Genomic DNA, 20,529 nt, shown 5'->3' with positions numbered 1-20,529 from the left:
CGGTGGCAGGCCGGGCAGAATTCCTTTTACCGCAAGGGAAAGGAACGGAAAGAACCGATATCCGGTTGCTGGCCAACCGGCGGGGGACGTGGGGAACGAGCTGAATCGGAATGATATTCAGGATTTTGGGGCCGCTGGAGGTCTGGGACGGCGGCGAGCGGTTGTCCCTCGGAGGACCGCAGCAGCGCACGCTGCTCGCCCTGCTCCTGCTCAACGCCAACTCGGTCGTGTCGGCCGACCGGTTGGTCGACGAGCTGTGGGGAGCGGACGCGCCGCCGTCCGCCCGCGGCCTGCTGAAGGGTTGTGTCGCCATGCTGCGCCGGTCGCTGGGAGTCGGGCGCGACGAGCGGCTGCTGACCCGGTCGCCGGGGTACCTGCTCCAGGTCCGGCCGGGTGAACGCGATCTGGACCGGGTGGAGGAACTGGCGGGGACCGCGAAACGGGACGCGGGCCAGGCGGCGGCCGTGCTGCGCGAGGCTCTATCCCAGTGGCGCGGGCCCGCCCTCGACGGGCTCGAAGCGGAGACCTGCCGCGCGGAGGCCACGCGTCTGGAAGAACTGCGGCTGGCCCTGCTCGAAGAGCGGATCGACGCCGAGCTGCGGGCGGGCGCGCACCCGGAGCTCGTCACCGAGCTGCAACCCTTGGTGCGCAAGCATCCTCTGCGGGAACGGTTGTGGGCACAGCTGATGCTGGCCTTGCACGGCTGCGATCGGCGGGCCGACGCTCTCGCGGTGTACCAACGGATCCGGCGTTCCCTGGTGGCCGAACTCGGGGTCGAACCGAGCGCGGCTCTCCGGCAAGCACATCGTGTCGTTCTCACCGGGGTTCCCGCGGCGCCGAAGGAGCCCACGAGTGGGCCGGTACCCGGTCAGCTGCCCGCCGACGTCCGTGATTTCCAGGGCCGCGAGGCCGAGCTCTCCGAACTCGACCGGGCCGTCGCGGCGGGGATCGCCGTGGTTTCGGGCACCGCCGGGGCGGGCAAGACGGCGCTGGTGCTCCGGTGGGCGCATCTCGTCCGCGAGCGGTTCCCGGACGGGCAGCTGTACGTGGACCTCGGCGGCCACGGCCCCGGACCGCCGATGCGTGCCGAAGCCGCGCTGTCGGGGTTCCTCGGCGCGCTGGGGCTGGGGGAACGGGAGATCCCCGCCTGCCTGGCCGGTCAGGCCGCCCGGTTCCGTACCGAGGTCGCGCGCCGCCGTCTGCTGATCGTGCTGGACAACGCGGCTTGCGCGGCGCAGGTCCGGCCGTTGCTGCCGGGGAGCTCGCCGGCCGCGATGGTGGTGACGGGCAGGGATTCGCTGGCCGGGCTGAGCGCGCTGAACGGCGCCCGCCGGGTCGGTCTCGGCCGTCTGCCGCTCGCCGACGCGACCGCGCTGCTGTGTGCCCTGATCGGCGCCAGGGCCGACGCGGATCCGCGGTCGGCGGCCGTGCTGGCCGGGCTGTGCGCCCGGCTTCCGCTGGCGCTGCGGGTCGCCGCGGAACTCGCCGCCGCCCAACCGGACACCACGCTCGCCGAACTCGTCGGCGCCCTCGCCGAACCGGAGGACCGGCTCGATCTCCTGGAACTGGCGGGAGATCCGCACGCGTCGGTACGCGAAAGTCTCACCTGGTCGTATCGGCGGCTTCACCCCGACGCGGCGCGGGTGTTCCGGGTGGCCGGGCAGCACGGAGCCGAACTCGACGCCCGGAAGACCGCCGTGCTCGCCGGCCTCGGATTCCGTGCGGCACGGCACGCGCTCGGGCGGCTCGTCGCGGCGAACATGCTGGAGGTCGTCGCTCCCGGGCGCTACACGATGCACGCCCTGCTGCGCGATTTCGCCGTCTGCCGTCCGGAAGGCGGGCAGCCCGCCGCGCCGCGTCTCCTGCCCGGCCGGGGCCGCCCACCTCGTGCCCACCGGCCGCCCACCGGATCCCGACCGCCGGGCCTCACCGTGGTCTCCGCCATCACTGGGGAGAACGGAGACTGACCGTGCGACTCGACGATTCCTCTTGGTATCGCGCGCTTTCCCTCATCGAGCGGCTGCCGGTGAACGACGCGGGACACGGCGGCGAGCAGGCGCGGCGCAGGCTCGACCGCTGGCGCGCCCAGCGGCCGTTCGACCGCGGGGACTGGTTCGAGCGGCGGCTGGAACTCGACGCGATCACCGAAGCCGGCCTGGAAGCCTTGCTCGGCGAGGAGGACGCCGCCCTGCGCGACCGGTCACCGAGCCCTTCGTGGCTGGCGGACCTGGGCGCGTACGCCGACGCGGACCAGCGCCACGACCGGGAACCCCGCGGTTTCGGGGTGCTGGCGGAACCCTTGCTGCGCAAGGCCCGCGAGCGGGTGTCGGCCGAGCTGACCCGCCTGGCGGCGGACGGTGGACCGGTCGATCCGGGGAGCGCGGCCGAGCTCGTGCGGACCAACGTCGAACTCGGCGTCGCCGCCCTCGTCGAGCGCACGGCGGTGCTCGAACTCAACGTCGCCCGGTTGCGGGGTGAACTCCACGGCGAAAGCCCGGCGGACCGCTATCGCGCGTTCCTCCGGCGCCTGCGCGAACCGGCCGCGATCGACGCGCTGTTCGCCGAATACCCGATCCTCGGCAGGCTGCTCAGCGAACACGTCGAACGCCGGACCCGGGTGCTGCTCGAATTCCTGCGCAGGCTCACCACGGATTGGCCCGCCATCGTGAAGACGTTCTTCCCGGCGGCGGCCCCTGGCACGCTGAGCAAGCTGGACTGCCATCTCGGCGACCGGCACCGGGGCGGACGGGCGGTGTTCGTCGCTTCGTTCACCAGCGGGGCCCGGCTCGTCTACAAACCGAAGTCGCTGGCGATCGACAGCCATCTCCATCAGCTGATCGGCTGGTTGAACACGAAGGTCGCCAGGCTGGGCCTGGATACCTTCGCCGTCCTGGACCGGGGCAGGTACGGCTGGACCGAATTCGTCGAGCACGGACCTTGCCTGCACGAGCGGCAGGTGGCGCGGTTCTATCGCCGCCTCGGTGGCCAGCTGGCCCTGATGTACGCGCTGGGCGGCACGGACCTGCACCACGAGAACCTCATCGCGGCGGGCGAACAGCCGGTGATGGTCGACCTCGAATCGCTGTTCCAGCCCGATCTTTCGCGGCTGGTCACCGGCGTTCCCGACGATTCGACCCAGCAGGTGGCGCTGGATTCGGTCCTGCGCGTCGGGCTGCTGCCGCAGCGGGCGTGGGGACACGACGGGGCGCCCGGCGTCGACGTCTCCGGCCTCGGCAACCGGGAGGACCAGCTGACCCCGCACGCTTCGCCGTATTGGGAAGGCGCGGGAACCGACGAGATGCGCGCCGAACGCAAGCGGCTGAAGGTCGGCGGCGGGCACAACCGGCCGACGTTGCGCGGAGCCGAGGTCGCGGTGTCCGACCACGTCGATGATCTGCTCGGCGGGTTCCGCGACGTCTATCGCGTACTGGCCGCCGAACGCGGCGCGCTGGTCGCCTCCGGCGGCCTGCTGGACCGGTTCGCCGTCGACGAGATCCGGGTGATCCTGCGCCCGACCCACATCTACAGCCTGCTGCTGCGCGAAAGCACCCACCCCGATCTGGTGCGGGACGGCCTGGACCGCGACCGGTTCTTCGACAAACTGTGGGTGTCCGCCGAACACTCCGGGCTTCCGGGGGCGGTGATCGCGGCCGAACGAGCGGATCTGTGGCGGGGTGACATCCCGATGTTCGTCACCCGGCCTTCGTCGCGCGACGTCCAGGGCAGCGGCGGCGACTGGATCCCCGGCCTGCTCGATCGGTCCGGGCTCGACCGGGTCAAGGCGCGGATCGCCGGGTTCTCCGAAGCGGACCTCGACTGGCAGAGCTGGATCATCCGGGGCTCGCTCAGCTCGCTGAGCGTCGGCGACCCCGCCGCCGGCCCGGTGCGGCCGCCCGCCGCCGTCCGTCCGGGTTCCCGGGCGATCGGCGATCCCCGGGCGGCGGCCGGCGCCATCGGCGACCGGCTGGCGAAGCTCGCGATCCGGCACGACCAAGGCGTTTCCTGGCTCGGGCTGACCGCTTTCCAAGAGCGATACTGGGATCTGGCGCCACTGGGCCCGGATCTGTACGGCGGACTCTCCGGAATCGCGCTGTTCCTCGCCTATCTCGGCGAGGCCACCGGCGACGACGGCCACACCGGGCTGGCGGAGGGCGCGCTCGCGTCGGTGCGGTTCCGGCTCGCCCGTCCGGAACTGCCGTCCCGGCAGGTCGGCGCCTACTCGGGCTGGGGCGGCGTGATCCACCTGCTCACCCACCTCGGTGTGCTCTGGGGCAGGCCGGAACTCCTCGACGAGGCCGTCGCGCTGGCGCACCGGCTGGACGGGCTGATCGACGAGGACGACCAGCTGGACGTACTCGGTGGTGCCGCCGGTCTGGCGGGTGTCCTCGCCGGGTTGCACCGGCACCGGCCGGATCCGGGACTGCTCGCGATCATGCGGCACTGCGGTGAGCATCTGGTGGCGACCGCGCACGCGGACGACGCTCGCCGGACTCTGGGCTGGGTGACCCCGCTGTCGTCCCGGCCGCTCACGGGATTCGCGCACGGCTCGGCCGGGATCGGCTGGGCGCTGGCCGTCGTCGCCGAGACGACAGGCGAAACCCGGTTCGCCGAGGCCGCCTCCGCGGCCCTCGCCCACGAGCGGGCCCTGTACCTCCCGGAGCAGGGAAACTGGCCGGATCTGCGCGAGGACGGCGGCCGGCGGCCGATGACCGCGTGGTGCCACGGCGCGGTCGGCGTCGGCCTGGGGCGGCTGGCGTTGCCCGCCGCGCTGCGCGGACCCGAGACGAGCGTCGAGATCGCGCGGGCCGCGGAAACCACGGCCGCCCGGGGGTTCGGCGCGAATCATTCGCTGTGCCACGGCGATTTCGGCGCTCTCGAACTGCTGACGGCCGCCGGTCACACCGCCGCGGCGGAGCGGGGCGCAGTCGTGCTGAGCGACGTCGAGGCCACCGGCGGGCTGTGCGGCGCCCCGGACAACACGGAGACCCCCGGCCTGCTGACCGGGCTCGCCGGTATCGGCCACGGCCTGCTGCGAGCCGCGGATCCCGCACGCGTTCCGTCGATCCTCACCCTGGAGCCACCGGCATGACGATCCCGTTGTCCGTCCTCGATCTCGCCGTCCTCGGCACCGAATCCACGAGTGTCGGCGCGCTGGCCGAGACCACCGCGCTCGCCCGGTGCGCCGACGAGGCGGGCTACCGGCGGTTCTGGGTGGCCGAACACCACAACATGCGCAGTGTCGCGGCCACTTCGCCGTCGGTGCTGATCGCCCATCTCGCCGCCGTCACCCGGCGGATCAGGGTCGGTTCGGGCGGCGTCATGCTGCCCAACCACTCGCCGCTCGTGGTCGCCGAGCAGTTCGCCATGCTCGAAGCACTGCACCCCGGCCGGATCGACCTCGGCATCGGCCGCGCGCCGGGTACCGACCCGGCCACCGCGGCCGCGTTGCGGCGGCCGGACGACACCGACTTCCCCGCCCAGGTGCGGGACGTCATGGGCCTGCTCGGCGATCCGCGCTCGCGCGAGGGGATCTGGGACCACTTCGCGGCGACACCGGTGCCGACCAGCGCGCCCGGCCTCGTGCTGCTGGGTTCGGGGGAGCGAGGGGCGAGGCTGGCCGGTGAACTGGGGGTCCCGTTCGCGTTCGCGTACCACCTCCGCGCCGCGGGTGGTTCCCTCGAACCGCTGCGGGTGTACCGCGAGTCCTTCGTCCCGTCCGCCGCGCTGGCGGCGCCGTACGTCCTCGTATCGGTCGAGGTTCTCGTGGCGGACACCGACGAAGAGGCGGACCGGCTCGCCGATCCGCACCGGCTCCGGATGCTGGAGATGCTGGCCGGGCTGCCGCCGTTGCTGCTGCGAGCACCTGGGGAGGCCGCCGCGCACCCGCATCTCGGCAAGGCCCGCCGTCTTCCGCTCACCCTCGTGACCGGCGCGCCCGCCACCGCGGCCGCCGCGCTGGCGGAACTGGCGGACAGAACCGGGGCCGACGAATTCATCGTGGCCCCGGTGGCCCGCGGCGAAGCGGCCATCCGGAGCCTCTGCCTGCTGGCCGGCGCTCAACCGGTGGACAGGAGCTGAGTGCGGACGAGGTCCGCGTAGCGCCCACCCAGTTCCAGCAGCTCTTCGTGCCGTCCGCGTTCGACGACGCGCCCGTGCTCCAGCACCAGGATCAGGTCGGCGTTGCGCACCGTGCTGAGGCGGTGCGCGATGACGATCCGCGTGCACGGCAGGGCGCTGAGATTGGCGTCGACGAGTGCTTCGGTCGCCAGGTCCAGATGGCTGGTCGCCTCGTCCAGCAACAGGAAGGTCGGCGACGTCGCCAGCGCGCGGGCCAGTGCCAGCCGTTGCCGCTGGCCACCGGAGAGCCCGCCACCGCCCTCGCCGAGCACCGTGTCGTACCGCATCGGCATCCGTTCGATGTCGTCCCGGATCCCGGCCAGCGAGGCCGCTTCGACGACCCGCGCCAAGGGCATCCCCGGATCGTTGAGCGAGATGTTCGCCTTGATGGAACCGTTGAACAGGAACGGTTCCTGCAGGACGACGCCGAACTGGCCGCGCACCTGCCGGAGGTTGAGCTCGTCCAGCGGGCGGCCGTCGTAGCGCACGGCGCCGCTCGTGGGCCGGTACAGCCCCAGCATCAGCATCGCGAGGGTGCTCTTGCTGGCTCCCGTCCTGCCCACGAGGGCGACCTTCTGCCCCGGTTCGACGGAGAACGACAGATCCTCCAGCACCCGGGGTCCGTGCGGGCCGTAGGAGAACGAGACACCGGACAGTTCCAGCCCGCCCGTCAGCCTCGTGTCCGAGGGAGGCCGGTCGTCGGGTTCCGGGGTCGCTTCGATCACGTCGACGATCCGGCGGAAGTGCACGCCGGCCAGGTGCAGCTGCTGGCCCGTCGTCACCAAGGACGCCAGCGGGGACAGAAAGGCGACGGCGACACCGTTCAGGGCCAGCATGGTGCCCAGCCGCATCGATCCGTCGAGCACGCTCACCGTGCCGACGCTGAGCAGCACCAGGGGAGCGAAGGTCCGCAAGGCGTGCAGCACGGTGTTCACCGCCGCCGTGAGCCTGTTCCGCCGCAGCGAGGCCCGCAGTTCTTCGAGGAACAGCGTGGACCAGTAGTCGAGGATCTGGCCCTCGGAACCGGAGGCCTTGAGCGTGCCGATCCCCCGGATGACCTGGACCCCGAAACTCTGGGAATCCGCCTGTGCCACCAGATACCGCTGGGTCAGCTCGCGTGACGGCCGCGCGGTGAGCAGCAGGGTCAGCACCTGGACGGCGCCGATCGCCAGCGCCAGTGACCCGAACAGCGGGCTCGCGGTGAAGAGCACCACGAGGAAGACCAGCACGAACCCGCCGTCGAGCAGGACCGACAGGGTCTGGCTGGTGAGCATTTCCCGGATCATCCCCGAACTGCTCAACCGCAGGAGGAGATCACCGCTGGTCCGCTGCGCGAAGAAGCCGTAGGGGAGGCTCAGCAGATGGCCGAAGAGCCCGAGCATGATCCGGGTGTCGAACCGGCCTTGCAGGTGGATCAGCAGGGACGCCCGCAGGTATCCCGCGACGAGGTCGGTCACGACCACGAGCACGATGCCGGCTACCACGATCCCCAGCACATCGGTACCGCGCAAGGGGATGACGTGATCGACGAGCACCTTGGTGACCGCGGGGACGGCGAGGATCAGCACCTGGACGACCAGGGACACCGCGAACACCTGGGCGAGCAGCCGCCGCCAGCCCGGAAGGCGCAGCACCTGCCGCAGGTACGGCGAGATCGCGGACCGTCCGCGACGGCGCCGGGAGAACGACGGCCCCGGTGTCATGGTCATCGCGACACCGGTGAATTCGCGGGCGAACTCCGCGTCGTCGACCGTCCGCCTGCCGCTCGCGGGATCGACGATCCGGTATCCGTTCCGCCGCCTCTTCTCCACCACGACGAAATGGTCGAACGACCAGTGCGCGACCACCGGGAGGTCGAGCCGGGCGAACCCGGCGAGTTCGACGGACACGGCCTTCACGGTCAGCCCGAAGGCCCGCGCGGCCCGCACCAGCGACCGCGCGGTGATGCCGTCCCGCGTCACCCCGAACAGGTCCCGGCATTCGGAAACCCTGGTGGCCCGGCCGAAGAAGCCGAGCATCATGGCCAGGCAGGCGGCTCCGCATTCCGTCGTGGTCAGCTGCTGCACCATCGGCACCCGGCGCCACCGGCGCCTCGGCTCACTCATCGGCTTGCCCGGTGAGCCGCGCGAGCAAGGGGGCGGTACCCACCGCGATCCACGCGGGATACCGGTCACCGGGCCGGACGGTCGCGATGTCCGGCCGGACCACGGCCGCGGCCGCCGGTTCCGGCAGCTCGGCGGCCACCGGTATCCCGAACCGGGCAGCGAGCGCCGCGCGCGAAAGATCGCCCGCCTGGTGGAGCACTCGTCCTCGCGAAGCGCCTTCCCCGAGGACGACCTCCGCGCCGTCCGGTGGCCGGGCCACGCCGGACGACGGCAGCACGACCACGAGCACCACCGGCTCCCCGGGCGTGGACGCGTCGGCACCGGCCACCGCGACCGCCTCGCCCCGCAGGTACACGGTCACCGGCACCAGTAGGGCGCCGAGGACCAGGGTCGCGGCCAAAGCACCCAGCAGGAGCCACAGCGGCCGCAGCGGGGGAGACGGCAGTTCGGTCGGGCCGGTCTTCTCAGCCCGGCCCCGCCGGTGATGGGCGACCGCCTGCGCCCGGAAGATCGGCGGCGGCTCGCGTACGTCGATCGGCTCGGCCATGGAATCCTCCCCGGAAAGTCGGTGGGACTCGGGCGGCGCACGGGGTCGTCGCCAGGCCGTACGCCGCCCGAGGTCTTCTTCGCGAGCCGAGGCGAACGTGACGTGATGCCAAGGCGTGTCGCGAAAGCCACTTTCGCGACGTCCGATGTCCCGAAAGTGGCTTTCGCGACATGGCCGCCGGGTGGTCCCGCCCGGCAAGACAAGTTCGGCCTTCCGCTCGGCTACCCTGCGATCAGGCCTGCTCGGCGTCCGGCTTCGGCTGGTTGAAGCAGCTGACGAACAGGCACGAACCCAGCGCCATCTCGGCACCGGCACCGGCGACGAGCGAGTCGAGCGCCTCGTCGGTGAGCTCGACGATCCCGGCCGGGTTCGCGGGCAGGACGCCGCCGCCCACCGCGGCCCGGTAACCCTCGTCCTTCCAGTAGCGGACGATGTCGTATTCGGACATTCCTTGTCTCCCTTGCTGTCGTGTTCACGGCCGGGCTGACCGGCCTGGGCACACCGTGCGGCGCGGCGGTGGGCGGCCGGTGGGCACGCGGTGGATGTCCGGTGGGAGACGGGCGGAAGCGAGTGATTCGTAGGCGCGGATGAACTTTTCCGTCGCTCTCGTCGTTCCGCACGAATCGGTGGCGCCGGTCAGCGGCATAGCATCCCGGGAACTGCGGCCGACGCTCTCCCGGACACGAGGTGGAACATGGCGAAACTTTCCGAAATCGACGCCTGGTTGGGCCAGAACCTTCCCGCCCTGCTGGCCGAGCACCGGGTTCCCGGCGCGGCCGTCGCGGTCCTCGCCGGCGGCGAGGTGATCGACCACGCGGCGGGCGTGCTGAACAAGGACACCGGTGTCGAGTCCACAGTGGACTCTCTGTTCCAGATCGGTTCGATCACGAAGGTGTGGACGACGACGCTGGCGATGCAGCTCGTCGACGAAGGCCTCCTCGATCTCGACAAGCCGGTCCGGAGCTACCTGCCGGAGTTCGTCCTCGCCGACGACGACGCGGCGTCGCGGATCACCGTCCGGCAGCTGACCTGCCACACCTCCGGTTTCGAAGGCGACATCTTCACCGACACCGGCGTGGGCGACGATTGCGTGGAGAAACTGGTCGCGACGCTGTCGGACGTGCCCCAGCTGTTCCCGCCGGGGGAGATGTTCTCCTACAACAACGCCGCCTACTGCGTGCTCGGCCGCGTCGTCGAGGTGCTGCGGGGCAAGTCCTACGACGACTGCCTGCGTGACCATCTCTTCGCCCCGCTGGGCCTGACGCACGCGGCGGCCGGGCCGTACGACGCGATCCGCTACCGCGCCGCGATCGGGCATCTCGCGCCGGAACCGGACGGCGATCCGCGCCCCGCCGGGGTCTGGGCGCTGACCCGGTCGAACGCCCCGGCCGGATCGATGCTCTCGATGCGCCCGCGCGATCTGCTCACCTTCGCGCGGATGCACCTGTCCGAGGGCCGGGCGGACGACGGCACCCAGGTGCTCCGGCCGGAAACGGTGCGCTCGATGCGGGAACGCCAGGTCGAACTGCCCGATCTCGGTCTGCTGGGCGGGGCGTGGGGGCTGGGCTGGATGCTCTTCGACTGGCCGGGCGGCCCGGTGATCGGCCACGACGGCGGCACCATCGGCCAGTCGGCCTTCCTACGGGTGGTCCCGGGCCGCAACGTCGCCGTCGCTTTGCTGACCAACGGCGGGCAGACGCTCCAGCTGTACGCGGACATCTTCCGGAAGGTGCTGGGCGACCTCGCCGACGTCGAGGTCCCCGCCCTGCCGGAGCCGAACGCGGCGGCGGCCCCGGCCGACCCGTCCCGATACGTCGGCGAGTACTCGTCGCGGGTGGCCGACACCGTGGTCACCCAGGACGACGACGGCAAGCTGTGGATCGAGCGCGTGCCGAAGGGGGTCATGGCCGCGACGGGCGGGGAAGCCGAGAAGACGGAGTTGCTGGCATACAAGGACAACACGCTCGTCGCGGCCTACAAGACGCACCCGGGCCTGCACATGCCGCACGCGTTCGTCGGCGACGACGGGAACGGCCGGGCGCTCTACCTCCACACCGGGCGCGCCGACCGGCGGGTGAACCGGTGAGCCGGATCGCCGGCGAGATCGAAGCGGTCTTCGCGGCCGCCGGCGCGCGGGGATTCCTGCACGCGCGGGAGGTCGGCGTCTCCGGCGGGCCCGAAGTCGCCGTGGGCGCGGACGATCCGGTCGTGCTCGCGTCGGTGTTCAAGATCCCGGTCGCCCTCGCCTACGCCAGGGAAGTGGCGGCCGGGAGGCTGGACGAGACCGAGCGGACCCGGGTCACCGCCCGGTACCGGATCGGGGGAATCGGTACCGCGGGCTGTGCGGACGACGTCGAGATGAGCTGGCGCGATCTGGCGCGGTTCATGCTGACGATGAGCGACAACGCCGCGACCGACGTCGTCTACCACCGGGTCGGACAGGAAGCCGTCGACCGGGTGCTCGCCGATCTGGGGCTGGCCAGGACGCGGTTGATCGGCTGCTGCGAAGACCTCTTCGCCTCGGTGATCGCGGATCTCGGCGCGAAACCGGACGACGATCTGGAAGCCGTCTTCGCCGCCGCCACGCCGGAACAGCTGGGGAAGCTCTCGGTGCTCGACCCGGAACGCACGACGTCGTCCACGCCGCGGGAGATCACGGCGCTGCTGGACGCGATCTGGACCGACCGCGCCGGCGACCCGGCCGCCTGTGCCCGCGTGCGGAAGATCATGGCCCAGCAGATCTGGCCGCACCGGATGTCGTCCGGTTTCCCCTCCGGGGTGACGGTCGCGGCCAAGACCGGGACGCTTCCCGCCGTCCGCAACGAAGCGGGTGTCGTGTCCGATGTGGACGGTCGACGGTACGCCGTCGCGGTGTTCACCCGCGCCGGATCCCTCGCCGACCGCCAGCCCGCGGTCGACGCCTCGATCGGCACGGCGGCGCGCCTTGCCGTGGATCACCTTCGCGCACTTTCCGACGAATCGTAGGAGAACCGCATGAAGACAGCCCGGTTCACCGCCGCCATGGCGGGCGTGGTGGCCTTGACCGTGAGCGCGTGCGGGGGGACGTCGCAATCCGGACAGGACCGGACCGCGAACCAGAAACTGACCGACGGCAAGACTTTCACGATGGGCCTGACGACCGATCCCGGCACGCTCGACCCGGCCGTCACCGTGCTGTCACTGGCCAGGCAGATCGGGCGGTTCCTCTACGACGGCCTGATCAACCTCGACCCGGCGGGCAAACCGGTCGCGGGGCTGGCGGAGAAGTGGGAGGCCACGACCACCACGGCGAACTTCACCCTGCGCGACGGGGTGAAATGCGCGGACGGTTCGCCGCTGACCGCGCGGGACGTGGCCGCGAACATCAACCACGTCGGCGATCCGGCGACCAAGTCCCCGCTGACCGGCGTCAGTGTCAAGGCGGGGACGAAGGCGGTGGCCGACGACGCCGCCCGGACCGTCACGGTCACCAGCGGAGGGCCGGATTCGTTCCTGCTGCGCAACGTGGCCGGGGTGCCGATCGTCTGCGCCAAGGGGCTGGCGGACCGGGCGTCCGTCGCGAAAGGACAGCACGGCACCGGCATGTTCACCATGACCGAGATCGTGCCGAACGACCACTACACCCTGACCCGGCGCAAGGACTACGCCTGGGGCCCCGGCGACTGGAAGAACGAACAGCCGGGACTGCCCGAGAAGGTGGTCTTCCGGGTCGTGCCGAACATGACGACGACGGCGAACCTGCTGCTGTCCGGGGAACTCAGCGCGGCGCAGGTGACCGGGCAGGACCAGCAGCGGTTGCGGTCGCAGAAGCTGTTCCACGCCGACATCGTCATGCCGATGGGCGAGATCTTCTTCAACCAGGCGCCCGGCAGGCCGGGCCAGGACCCGGCGGTGCGCCGCGCGCTGACCCAGGCGCTCGATCTCGCCCAGATCGGCAAGGTGCTCACCACCGGCACCGGTCAGCCCGCCAAGGGACTCGTCACCGGGGAACCGTTGGCGTGTCCCGGTGATTCGGTCGACGGCAAGCTGCCGGCTTTCGACGTCGCCGCCGCCAAGTCCGGGCTCGACGCCGCGGGATGGGCGCCCGGTCCGGACGGAATCCGGGCCAGGAACGGCAAACGGCTCGCCCTCACCGTCGTCTACGGCACCCAGGTCGGGCCGACGATGGTCTCCGCCGCGGAATTGATCCTGCGGTCGTGGAAGGACATCGGGGTCGAGGCCACGATCAAGGCCGTCGACGGTCCCGGCGTCAGCCAGGTGCTGTTCGGCACCGGTGAGTGGGAGGTGTCCTTGGCGCCGCTGGGATTCGTCCTCCCGAGCCAGGCCGTCCCGTTCGTCTCCGGCGCGAAACCACCGCAGGGCACGAATTTCTCGTCCATCGACAACCCCCGGTACACCGAGCTCGCGGGCAAGGCGTCGGCGCGGACGGCCGAAGCCGGCTGCGGTGACTGGCTGGCCGCCGAGTCCGCGCTGTTCGAACGGCTCGACGTGGTGCCGTTCGTGAACTCGGCCATCCCGACCTTCGCGAACGGCGCGCGGTTCGAGATGAACCAGGGCCAGATCCTGCCGTCGTCGATCCGGATGTACTCCTGATGACGAGCGCCGTCGCGACGGCGGGCCCGAGGAGCGGTCCTTGGCTGTCGTTCGGGATCCGCCGCCTCGGCCGGTTCGCGGTTTCGCTGTGGGTCCTGGTCACCATGGCGTTCCTGATGATCCAGCTGATCCCCGGCGACCCGGTCCGCGCGGCGCTCGGGCTGACCGCGCCCGCCGAGCTGGTGAACGCCCGGCGGGCCGCGCTAGGCCTCGACGACCCGCTCTGGAAGCAGTATGTCGACTATCTCGCCGGTCTCTTCTCCGGCGACTGGGGAACGTCGATGACCACCGGGGTGCCGGTCGCGGACGTCATCGGCGACCGGCTCCCCGCGACCCTGCAACTGGCGTTGCCCGCCTTCCTGGCGGTCGTCGCGGTCGCGATCCCGCTGGGTCTGCTGTTCGCCGTGCTGACCCGGGGCGGCCGACGTCGTGGCGGGGAGCTGGCGTTCACCTCGACGACGGTCCTCCTGGCCGCGATCCCGGAGTTCCTGGTCGCGGTGGCCCTGGTGGCGTTCTTCGCGGTCCGCCTCGGCTGGTTCCCGGTGGCGGGCAGCGAAGGACCGGGCGCGCTCGTGCTCCCGGTGATCGCGCTGGCGCTCGGCCCGGCGTCGGTCCTCTCCCGTATCGTCCGGGTGGAGACGCTTTCCGTGCTGGGTAACGATTTCATCCGCACCGCACGGGCGAAACGGCTGCCCGCGCGGCTGATCTACCTGCGGCACGCGCTGCCGAACGCGCTGACCGCGACCCTGACCATGGGCGGGCTGATGCTCACCGGGATGGTCGCCGGGACGGTACTGGTGGAGAACGTGTTCGCCTGGCCCGGACTCGGATCCACCATCACGCAGTCGATCCTGCAGAAGGACTATCCGCAGGTCCAGGGAATCGTGCTCGTCTACGGCATCGGTGTCCTGCTGGTGAATCTGACGGTGGACGTGCTGCTGGCCGTCCTCGATCCGCGTTCGACGATCCGGGAGAACTGAGATGGCGAATCCGCGCGGGGCGAAATGGCTCGGGGCGCTGCGCACCCCGCTGGGCGCGTGCTCGGCCGCACTGCTGGCACTGGTGATCCTGCTCGCGGTGCTGGCGCCGATCCTGTGGCAGGAAAAGGCTTTCGAGATCGACACCAACGCGATCGCCCAGGGGCCGTCGGCCGCGCACTGGCTGGGCACCGACGATCTCGGCCGCGACATCCTCTTCCGCGTGCTGGTGGCGACCAGGCTGTCGATCGTGCTGGCGCTGCTCGCCACCCTGCTCGGGGTGGTGACCGGGCTCGTGCTCGGCACGCTGCCCTCGGTGCTGCCACGTCCGCTCGCCCGGCTGGTGGTCGCGGCGGTCAACGTCGCGGTCGCCTTCCCCGGGCTGCTGCTGGTGTTGTTCTTCTCGGTCATCTTCGGTGTGGGGACGCACGGCGCGGTGCTGGCGGTCGGTTTCGCGCTGGCTCCCGCGTTCGCGCGGCTGGCGCAGACGATGGCCGCTTCGGTGGCGGGGCGGGATTTCGTCGCGGCGGCCAGGATCTCCGGTGTCGGCCGGATCCGGCTGCTGTTCCGGCACATCCTGCCCAACATCGGCGAACCGCTGGTGGTCAACGCGACCATCGGCGCCGGCGGGGCACTGCTCGCCTTCGCCGGGTTGTCCTTCCTCGGTATCGGTGTGCAGGCCCCGGAATACGACTGGGGACGGATCCTCGGCGAAGGACTCAACGGCATCTACGTCAATCCGGCGGCGGCGCTGGCGCCCGGGGTCGCGGTCGTCCTCGCGGGGCTCGCCTTCAACCTGGTGGGGGAGACCGTCGCGGGAGTGATCGGCGTGCGCACCGGGCGGCGGAAATTCGCGCCGCGGCCGGTGGCTCCGGCCAGGGAAGACGCCGCCGAGGCCCGCGACGACGCCGTCCTGGTCGTGGAGAACCTCCAGGTCGCGTTCCCGAACCCGGCGGGCTGGACCGTCCCGGTGCGCGGGGTGGGTTTCACCGTCCGCGCCGGTGAGGCCGTCGGTGTCGTCGGCGAGTCGGGTTCGGGGAAGAGCCTGACGGGGCTGGCCGTGTCCCGGCTGGTCGAAGCGCCGGCCGTGGTCACCGCCGACAAGCTCGAATTCGCCGGGAAACCGGTGCTGACGACCCCGGAACGGGAGTCGCGCGGGCTCCTCGGCACCTCGCTGGCGATGGTGTTCCAGGATCCGATGACGTCGTTCAACCCGACCAGGCGGATCGGCCGCCAGCTGGCCGAAGTGGCCGAACAGCACCAGGGACTCCCGCGGGCCAAGGCCTTCGAGCGCGCCGTGGACCGGTTGCGCGCGGTGCGGATCCCCGCCGCCGAACGGCGCGCGCGGCAGTATCCGCACGAGTTCTCCGGCGGGATGCGGCAGCGCGCGATGATCGGCATGGGCCTGATGGGCGACCCGAAGCTCATCATCGCCGACGAACCGACCACGGCGCTGGACGTCACCGTGCAGCGGCAGCTGCTGCGCCTGCTGGCGCGGACCAGGGCCGAACGGGACACGGCGATCATCCTGATCAGCCACGACATCGCGGTCGTTTCGCAGACGTGCGAACGGATGCTGGTCATGTACGCGGGCCGGGTGGTGGAGGATCTGCCGACCTCGGGGACACCGCGGCATCCGTACACGCGGGCCTTGCTCGCCGCGACGCTCGACCTGGAGACCGATCGCGACGCGCCGCTCGCCGTGATCCCCGGCCGCCCGCCGGAACCCGATCGGGTGCCCACCGGCTGCGCTTTCGCCGACCGGTGCCCGGCGGTGACCGATCGATGCCGTCTCGAAGACCCGGCGCTGGAGCACGTGGCACCAGGGCATCGCGTGGCCTGCTGGTATCCGGCGCCGCTTTCCCCGCCTGTCAAGGAAACCGTGACCGCCGGAGGTGCGGAGTGAGCGATCTCGTCTTCGACAAGGTGAGCGTGCGCTACGGCGGACGCCGCGGGCTCACGGCCGTCGACGACGTCAGCCTGACCGTCCCTTCCGGACAGGTCGTCGGGCTGGTCGGTGAATCGGGATCGGGGAAGTCGACGCTGGCCCGCGCCGCCGTCGGGCTCTCGCCGATCAGTGCCGGGCGGGTCCTGCTGGGTGGCGTGGACGTCCGCGAGCTGCCCCGCCGCCCGCCGTTGCAGATGGTGTTCCAGGACCCGTATTCCTCTTTGGACCCACGGATGAGCATCGGGGAATCGATCACCGAAGCGATCCCGCGCGGCGTCCTCTCCGGGCGCGCGGCACGCCGGGCCGAGGTCGCCCGGCTGCTGGAGCTGGTCAACCTCGATCCCGAACGCGCCGGCCACCTGCCGGGGCGGCTCTCCGGCGGCCAGCGGCAACGGGTGGCGCTGGCCCGCGCGCTGGCCGGGCGGCCCGAGGTGCTGATCGCGGACGAGATCACCTCCGCGCTCGACGTCTCGGTGCAGGGCGCGGTGCTCAACCTCGTCCGGTCCGTGCAACGGCGGCTCGGCCTGTCGATGCTGTTCATCTCGCACAACCTCGCGGTGATCCGCTACCTCAGCGACATCGTCGCCGTGCTGTACCTCGGCCGGATCGTCGAGGTCGGCCCGGCCGAACAGGTGCTCACCGATCCCCGGCATCCGTACACGCGGGACCTGCTCGCCGCGGCGCCGTCCGCGACCACCTCGCTGCTCGGCACGGGCTCGGACGAGGCGACCGCCGACACCGAACCCGCCGACCCGCACCATCCGCCCGCCGGATGCCGCTACCACCCACGCTGCCCGGTCGGCCCGCTCGCGCGCTCCGACCGCGACCTCTGCCTCCAAGCGGATCCCGCCGACGGCGCGGCACGGCGGCGTCACTCGGCGGCCTGCCACTTCAGCGACAACGAGCTCACGACCTCCAGAGGAGCAAGCGCATCATGACCCGACGTCTCGGTCTCGACGACCTGTACGACATCGCCGTCCCCAGCCAGCCTTCGCTGTCCCCGGACGGCGACCGGATCGTCTACGTCCTGCGCACCGCCGACCGTGCCGAAGACCGGAACGTGCACACGCTCTGGGAGGTCGGCGCGACCGGCGGCGAAGCCCGGCGGCTCACCCGCGGACCCGCCGACATGGCCCCGAAATGGGCGCCGGACGGCACGCGGATCGCGTTCCTCCGCGCCCAGGACGGGCCGCCGCAGGTGTGGTTCCTGCCGTCGTCGGGCGGGGAAGCCGAGCAGATCACCGAGCTCCCGCTCGGGGCGGGCGCGCCGGTCTGGAGCCCGGACGGCGGCAAGATCGCCTTCTCGGCCGCGGTCGACCTGGCCGGCGGGGAAGCCGCGCCGAACGCCCCGGTGGTGGCCGATCGGCTGGACTTCAAGGCCGACGGCGCGGGGCTGATCAAGACCGTCCGCAAGCATCTGCACGTCCTCGACGTCGCGACGCGCGAAGTCCGGCAGGTCACCTTCGGCGATTGGCACGCCAGTGATCCGGCCTGGTCGCCCGACGGCACGCACCTCGCCTTCTCGTCCGGCCAGGACGGCGACGCCGACCTGACCTTCCGCTCCGGCGCCTACGTGCTCGACGTGACCGCGAAGACCGCCGAGCCGCGGCTGATCGGCTCCGGCGAGGGCATGGCGGGCACGGTCGGCTGGACCGCCGACGGCGACGCGCTCCTGGTGGTCGGCCGGGCCGACACCCGGGTCGGCCATCTGGGGTTGTGGCGTGTCCCGCTCGACGGCGGGGACCCGGCCGAGCTGACCGCGTCCCTGGACCGCAACGTGATGGCCGGTGGCCCCGGCTATCCGGGAGCCCTTCCGCGGACGACGGAGGACGGCGCCGTGCTGTTCGGCGTCCGGGATCGCGGCTGCACCCATCTGTACGAAGTGGACGGTGGGCGCACTCGCGCCGTGCTCGCGGGCGCGGATCGCGTGGTGTCCGGAATGGACATCGCGGCCGGGCGCGTCGTGGTCGTGCTGGCCACCGGCGATTCGTTCGGCGAGGTCGCCGTCGTCGACCGGGCCACCGGCGCCGTCGACGTGCGCACCGAGCACGGCGCCTCCGAGGTCGAGCTCTTTCGCCACGAGGAACGGGAATTCACCATCGGTGACGGCACCGTCGTCCACGGCTGGCTGCTGCGGGATCCGGCGCGATCCGGTGCCGCGCCGCTGCTGCTCGACATCCACGGCGGACCGCACAACGCCTGGAACGGCGCGGCCGACTCGATCCATCTCTATCACCAGGCGCTCGTCGCGCGGGGCTGGGCGGTGCTGCTGATCAACCCGCGGGGCAGCGACGGCTACGGCGAGGACTTCTACACCGCCGCCGTCGGGGGATGGGGCGTCGCCGACGCGGCGGACTTCCTGGAGCCCTTGGAGCACCTGGTCGCCGAAGGGATCGCCGACGCGGACCGGCTGGCCGTGGCGGGCTACAGCTACGGCGGCTTCATGACCTGTTACCTGACCAGCCGCGACAGCCGGTTCGCCGCCGCCGTCGCCGGTGGCGTGGTCAGCGACCTGACCAGCATGGGCGGCACGTCCGACGCCGGGCACTACCTGGCCGTCGGCGAACTCGGCGGTCCGGCGTGGGACAAGGCCAACGAGCGGTTCTCGCCGTTCGCCCAGGTCGAGCGGGTGCGGACGCCGACGCTCGTCGTCCAGGGCGCGAACGATGACCGCTGCCCGGTCGGCCAGGCCGAGCAGTGGTTCGGAGCCCTGCGCGCACGGGGCGTCCCGTCCCGCCTGGTGTTGTACCCCGACGCCTCGCACCTGTTCATCCTCGACGGGCCGCCGTCGCACCGGCTCGACTTCAACCGGCGCGTCCTCGAGTGGGTCGAGCAGTACACGGCACCGGCCGACGGACCGACCCGGGTGCCGATCGAGGCCGCGCACTGGCGACGGCGGCTGGCCGAACTGGCCCGCAAGCACCGCGTTCCGGGCGCGGCGCTCGGCATCACCCGGATCGGTGACGACGCCGAGGTGCTCGCCTCGTACGGCGTGCTGAACACGAAGACCGGGGTCGAGGTCACCGAGGACTCGGTGTTCCAGATCGGTTCGATCTCCAAGGTGTGGACCGCGACCGTGGTCATGCGGCTGGTCGACGAAGGGCTGCTCGAACTGGACGCGCCGATCGCGGACGTCCTGCCGGAACTGCGGCTGGCCGATCCGGGCGTGGCCGGGAAAGTCACCATGCGGCACCTGCTGACGCACACCAGCGGTATCGACGGCGACGTCTTCACCGACACCGGCCGCGGCGACGACTGTCTCGAACGCTACGTCGAAGTCCTCGACCAGGCCGCGCAGAACCATCCGCTCGGCGAGACCTTCTCCTACTGCAACTCGGGTTTCGTGGTCATGGGCCGGGTGATCGAGAAGCTCACCGGGCTGACGTGGGACGCGGCGATGCGCGAGAAACTGTTCGCTCCGCTGGGTCTCACCCACACCGTGACACTGCCCGAGGAGGCCTTGCTCTTCCGGGCGGCCGTCGGTCACGTCGCCGCCGGGGACGAGGACCCGACGCCCGCGCCTGTCTGGGGACTGCCCCGGAGCATGGGGCCCGCCGGGCTGATCACCGCCACGGCGAAGGACGTGCTCGGCTTCGCGCGGCTGCACCTCGCCGACGGGCTGACCCCGGCGGGGGAACGGATCCTGACGACGGACTCCGTCACCGCGATGGCCGCGAAACAGACCGACATCCCCGACAAGCACTCGCTCGGCGACTCCTGGGGGCTCGGCTGGATCCGCGACACCTGGAGCGGGCAGCGCGTCATCGGCCACGACGGCAACACGATCGGCCAGTCGGCGTTCCTCCGGCTGCTGCCCGATCAGGGGCTCGCCATCACCCTGCTCACCAACGGGGGCAACACGCGGGACCTGTACGTGGAGCTGTACCGGGAGATCGTCGCCGAACTCGCCGACGTGGCGATGCCCCGGCCGCTCGAACCGCCCGCGACCCCGGTCACCGTCGACGGATCGAGGCATGTGGGCGGCTACGAACGAGCGGGTGCGCGGATGGACATAGTGGCGGCGGAGGACGGGCTGCGGCTGCGGCAAACCGCCACCGGGCCGCTCGCCGAACTCCTGGCGGAGAAGACACAGGAGTTCGATCTGGTGCCGGTGACCGATTCGCTGTTCGTCTGCCGTGAGCCCGGGACGCGGACGTGGATGCCGGTCACCTTCTACACGCTGCCGACCGGTGAGCAGTACATGCACTACGGCGTACGCGCGACGCCGAAGACGGCCTAGCG

At 71.6% G+C, this 20,529-nt stretch carries 12 protein-coding genes and 2 pseudogenes; 10 read left to right on the top strand and 4 right to left on the bottom strand.

The window, feature by feature from the left end:
• The first annotated feature begins 110 nt into the window (after positions 1-110).
• From ACOCEP_RS38395 to ACOCEP_RS38385, 3 genes are read left to right on the top strand one after another with little or no spacing between them, the layout of a single operon-like run.
• Positions 111-1,967, top strand: coding sequence for an AfsR/SARP family transcriptional regulator (locus tag ACOCEP_RS38395; RefSeq protein ID WP_482334774.1), 1,857 nt, complete (start codon positions 111-113; stop codon positions 1,965-1,967).
• A 2-nt stretch (positions 1,968-1,969) separates the two neighbouring features.
• Positions 1,970-5,089 carry a type 2 lanthipeptide synthetase LanM family protein gene (locus ACOCEP_RS38390; RefSeq protein ID WP_482334772.1) on the top strand — a complete coding sequence of 1,040 codons (3,120 nt, stop codon included), beginning with the start codon at positions 1,970-1,972 and terminating at the stop codon, positions 5,087-5,089.
• Positions 5,086-6,078 carry an LLM class flavin-dependent oxidoreductase gene (locus ACOCEP_RS38385; RefSeq protein WP_482334771.1) on the top strand — a complete coding sequence of 331 codons (993 nt, stop codon included), beginning with the start codon at positions 5,086-5,088 and terminating at the stop codon, positions 6,076-6,078. The genes ACOCEP_RS38390 and ACOCEP_RS38385 overlap by 4 nt, the downstream gene beginning before the upstream one ends.
• Before the next feature lie 190 nt (positions 6,079-6,268).
• On the opposite strand, the pseudogene ACOCEP_RS38380 reads toward ACOCEP_RS38385, so the two are convergent.
• The 4 genes and pseudogenes from ACOCEP_RS38380 to ACOCEP_RS38365 all read right to left on the bottom strand — a co-directional run.
• Positions 6,269-6,680 (bottom strand): annotated as a pseudogene (locus ACOCEP_RS38380) (ATP-binding cassette domain-containing protein); the annotation flags it as partial.
• A 243-nt stretch (positions 6,681-6,923) separates the two neighbouring features.
• A pseudogene (locus ACOCEP_RS38375) lies at positions 6,924-8,186 on the bottom strand (cysteine peptidase family C39 domain-containing protein); the annotation flags it as partial.
• 28 nt (positions 8,187-8,214) lie between these two features.
• Positions 8,215-8,769, bottom strand: coding sequence for a hypothetical protein (locus ACOCEP_RS38370; protein ID WP_482334769.1), 555 nt, complete (start codon positions 8,767-8,769; stop codon positions 8,215-8,217).
• Between the two features lie 232 nt (positions 8,770-9,001).
• The gene (locus ACOCEP_RS38365; RefSeq protein WP_482334768.1) at positions 9,002-9,217 is read right to left on the bottom strand and encodes a mersacidin/lichenicidin family type 2 lantibiotic; all 216 of its coding nucleotides are present in this window, start codon (positions 9,215-9,217) and stop codon (positions 9,002-9,004) included.
• A gap of 246 nt (positions 9,218-9,463) precedes the next feature.
• Between ACOCEP_RS38365 and ACOCEP_RS38360 the strand changes: the two genes are divergently transcribed.
• The 7 genes from ACOCEP_RS38360 to ACOCEP_RS38330 are packed head-to-tail and all read left to right on the top strand — an operon-like array spanning position 9,464 to position 20,527.
• Positions 9,464-10,855 carry a serine hydrolase domain-containing protein gene (locus tag ACOCEP_RS38360; RefSeq protein WP_482334766.1) on the top strand — a complete coding sequence of 464 codons (1,392 nt, stop codon included), beginning with the start codon at positions 9,464-9,466 and terminating at the stop codon, positions 10,853-10,855.
• Positions 10,852-11,754: a serine hydrolase gene (locus tag ACOCEP_RS38355; RefSeq protein ID WP_482334764.1), complete on the top strand. Its 903-nt coding sequence runs from the start codon at positions 10,852-10,854 to the stop codon at positions 11,752-11,754. Before ACOCEP_RS38360 ends, ACOCEP_RS38355 begins: the two co-directional genes overlap by 4 nt.
• 9 nt (positions 11,755-11,763) lie before the next feature.
• Positions 11,764-13,362: an ABC transporter substrate-binding protein gene (locus tag ACOCEP_RS38350; protein WP_482334762.1), complete on the top strand. Its 1,599-nt coding sequence runs from the start codon at positions 11,764-11,766 to the stop codon at positions 13,360-13,362.
• Positions 13,362-14,342, top strand: a complete 981-nt coding sequence (locus ACOCEP_RS38345) for an ABC transporter permease (RefSeq protein WP_482334760.1) — start codon at positions 13,362-13,364, stop codon at positions 14,340-14,342. Before ACOCEP_RS38350 ends, ACOCEP_RS38345 begins: the two co-directional genes overlap by 1 nt.
• A 1-nt stretch (position 14,343) precedes the next feature.
• Positions 14,344-16,245 (top strand): dipeptide/oligopeptide/nickel ABC transporter permease/ATP-binding protein, encoded by a 1,902-nt coding sequence (locus ACOCEP_RS38340; protein WP_482334758.1) that lies wholly within the window; start codon positions 14,344-14,346, stop codon positions 16,243-16,245.
• Positions 16,242-17,225, top strand: coding sequence for an ABC transporter ATP-binding protein (locus ACOCEP_RS38335; RefSeq protein ID WP_482334756.1), 984 nt, complete (start codon positions 16,242-16,244; stop codon positions 17,223-17,225). The genes ACOCEP_RS38340 and ACOCEP_RS38335 overlap by 4 nt, the downstream gene beginning before the upstream one ends.
• Positions 17,222-20,527: a serine hydrolase gene (locus ACOCEP_RS38330; RefSeq protein WP_482334755.1), complete on the top strand. Its 3,306-nt coding sequence runs from the start codon at positions 17,222-17,224 to the stop codon at positions 20,525-20,527. Before ACOCEP_RS38335 ends, ACOCEP_RS38330 begins: the two co-directional genes overlap by 4 nt.
• Positions 20,528-20,529 lie beyond the last annotated feature (2 nt).

This window comes from Amycolatopsis sp. CA-211722 (assembly GCF_056828465.1).
The sequence above is the reverse complement of the archived record's forward strand: the minus strand, read 5'-3'. Positions and strand labels throughout refer to the sequence as shown.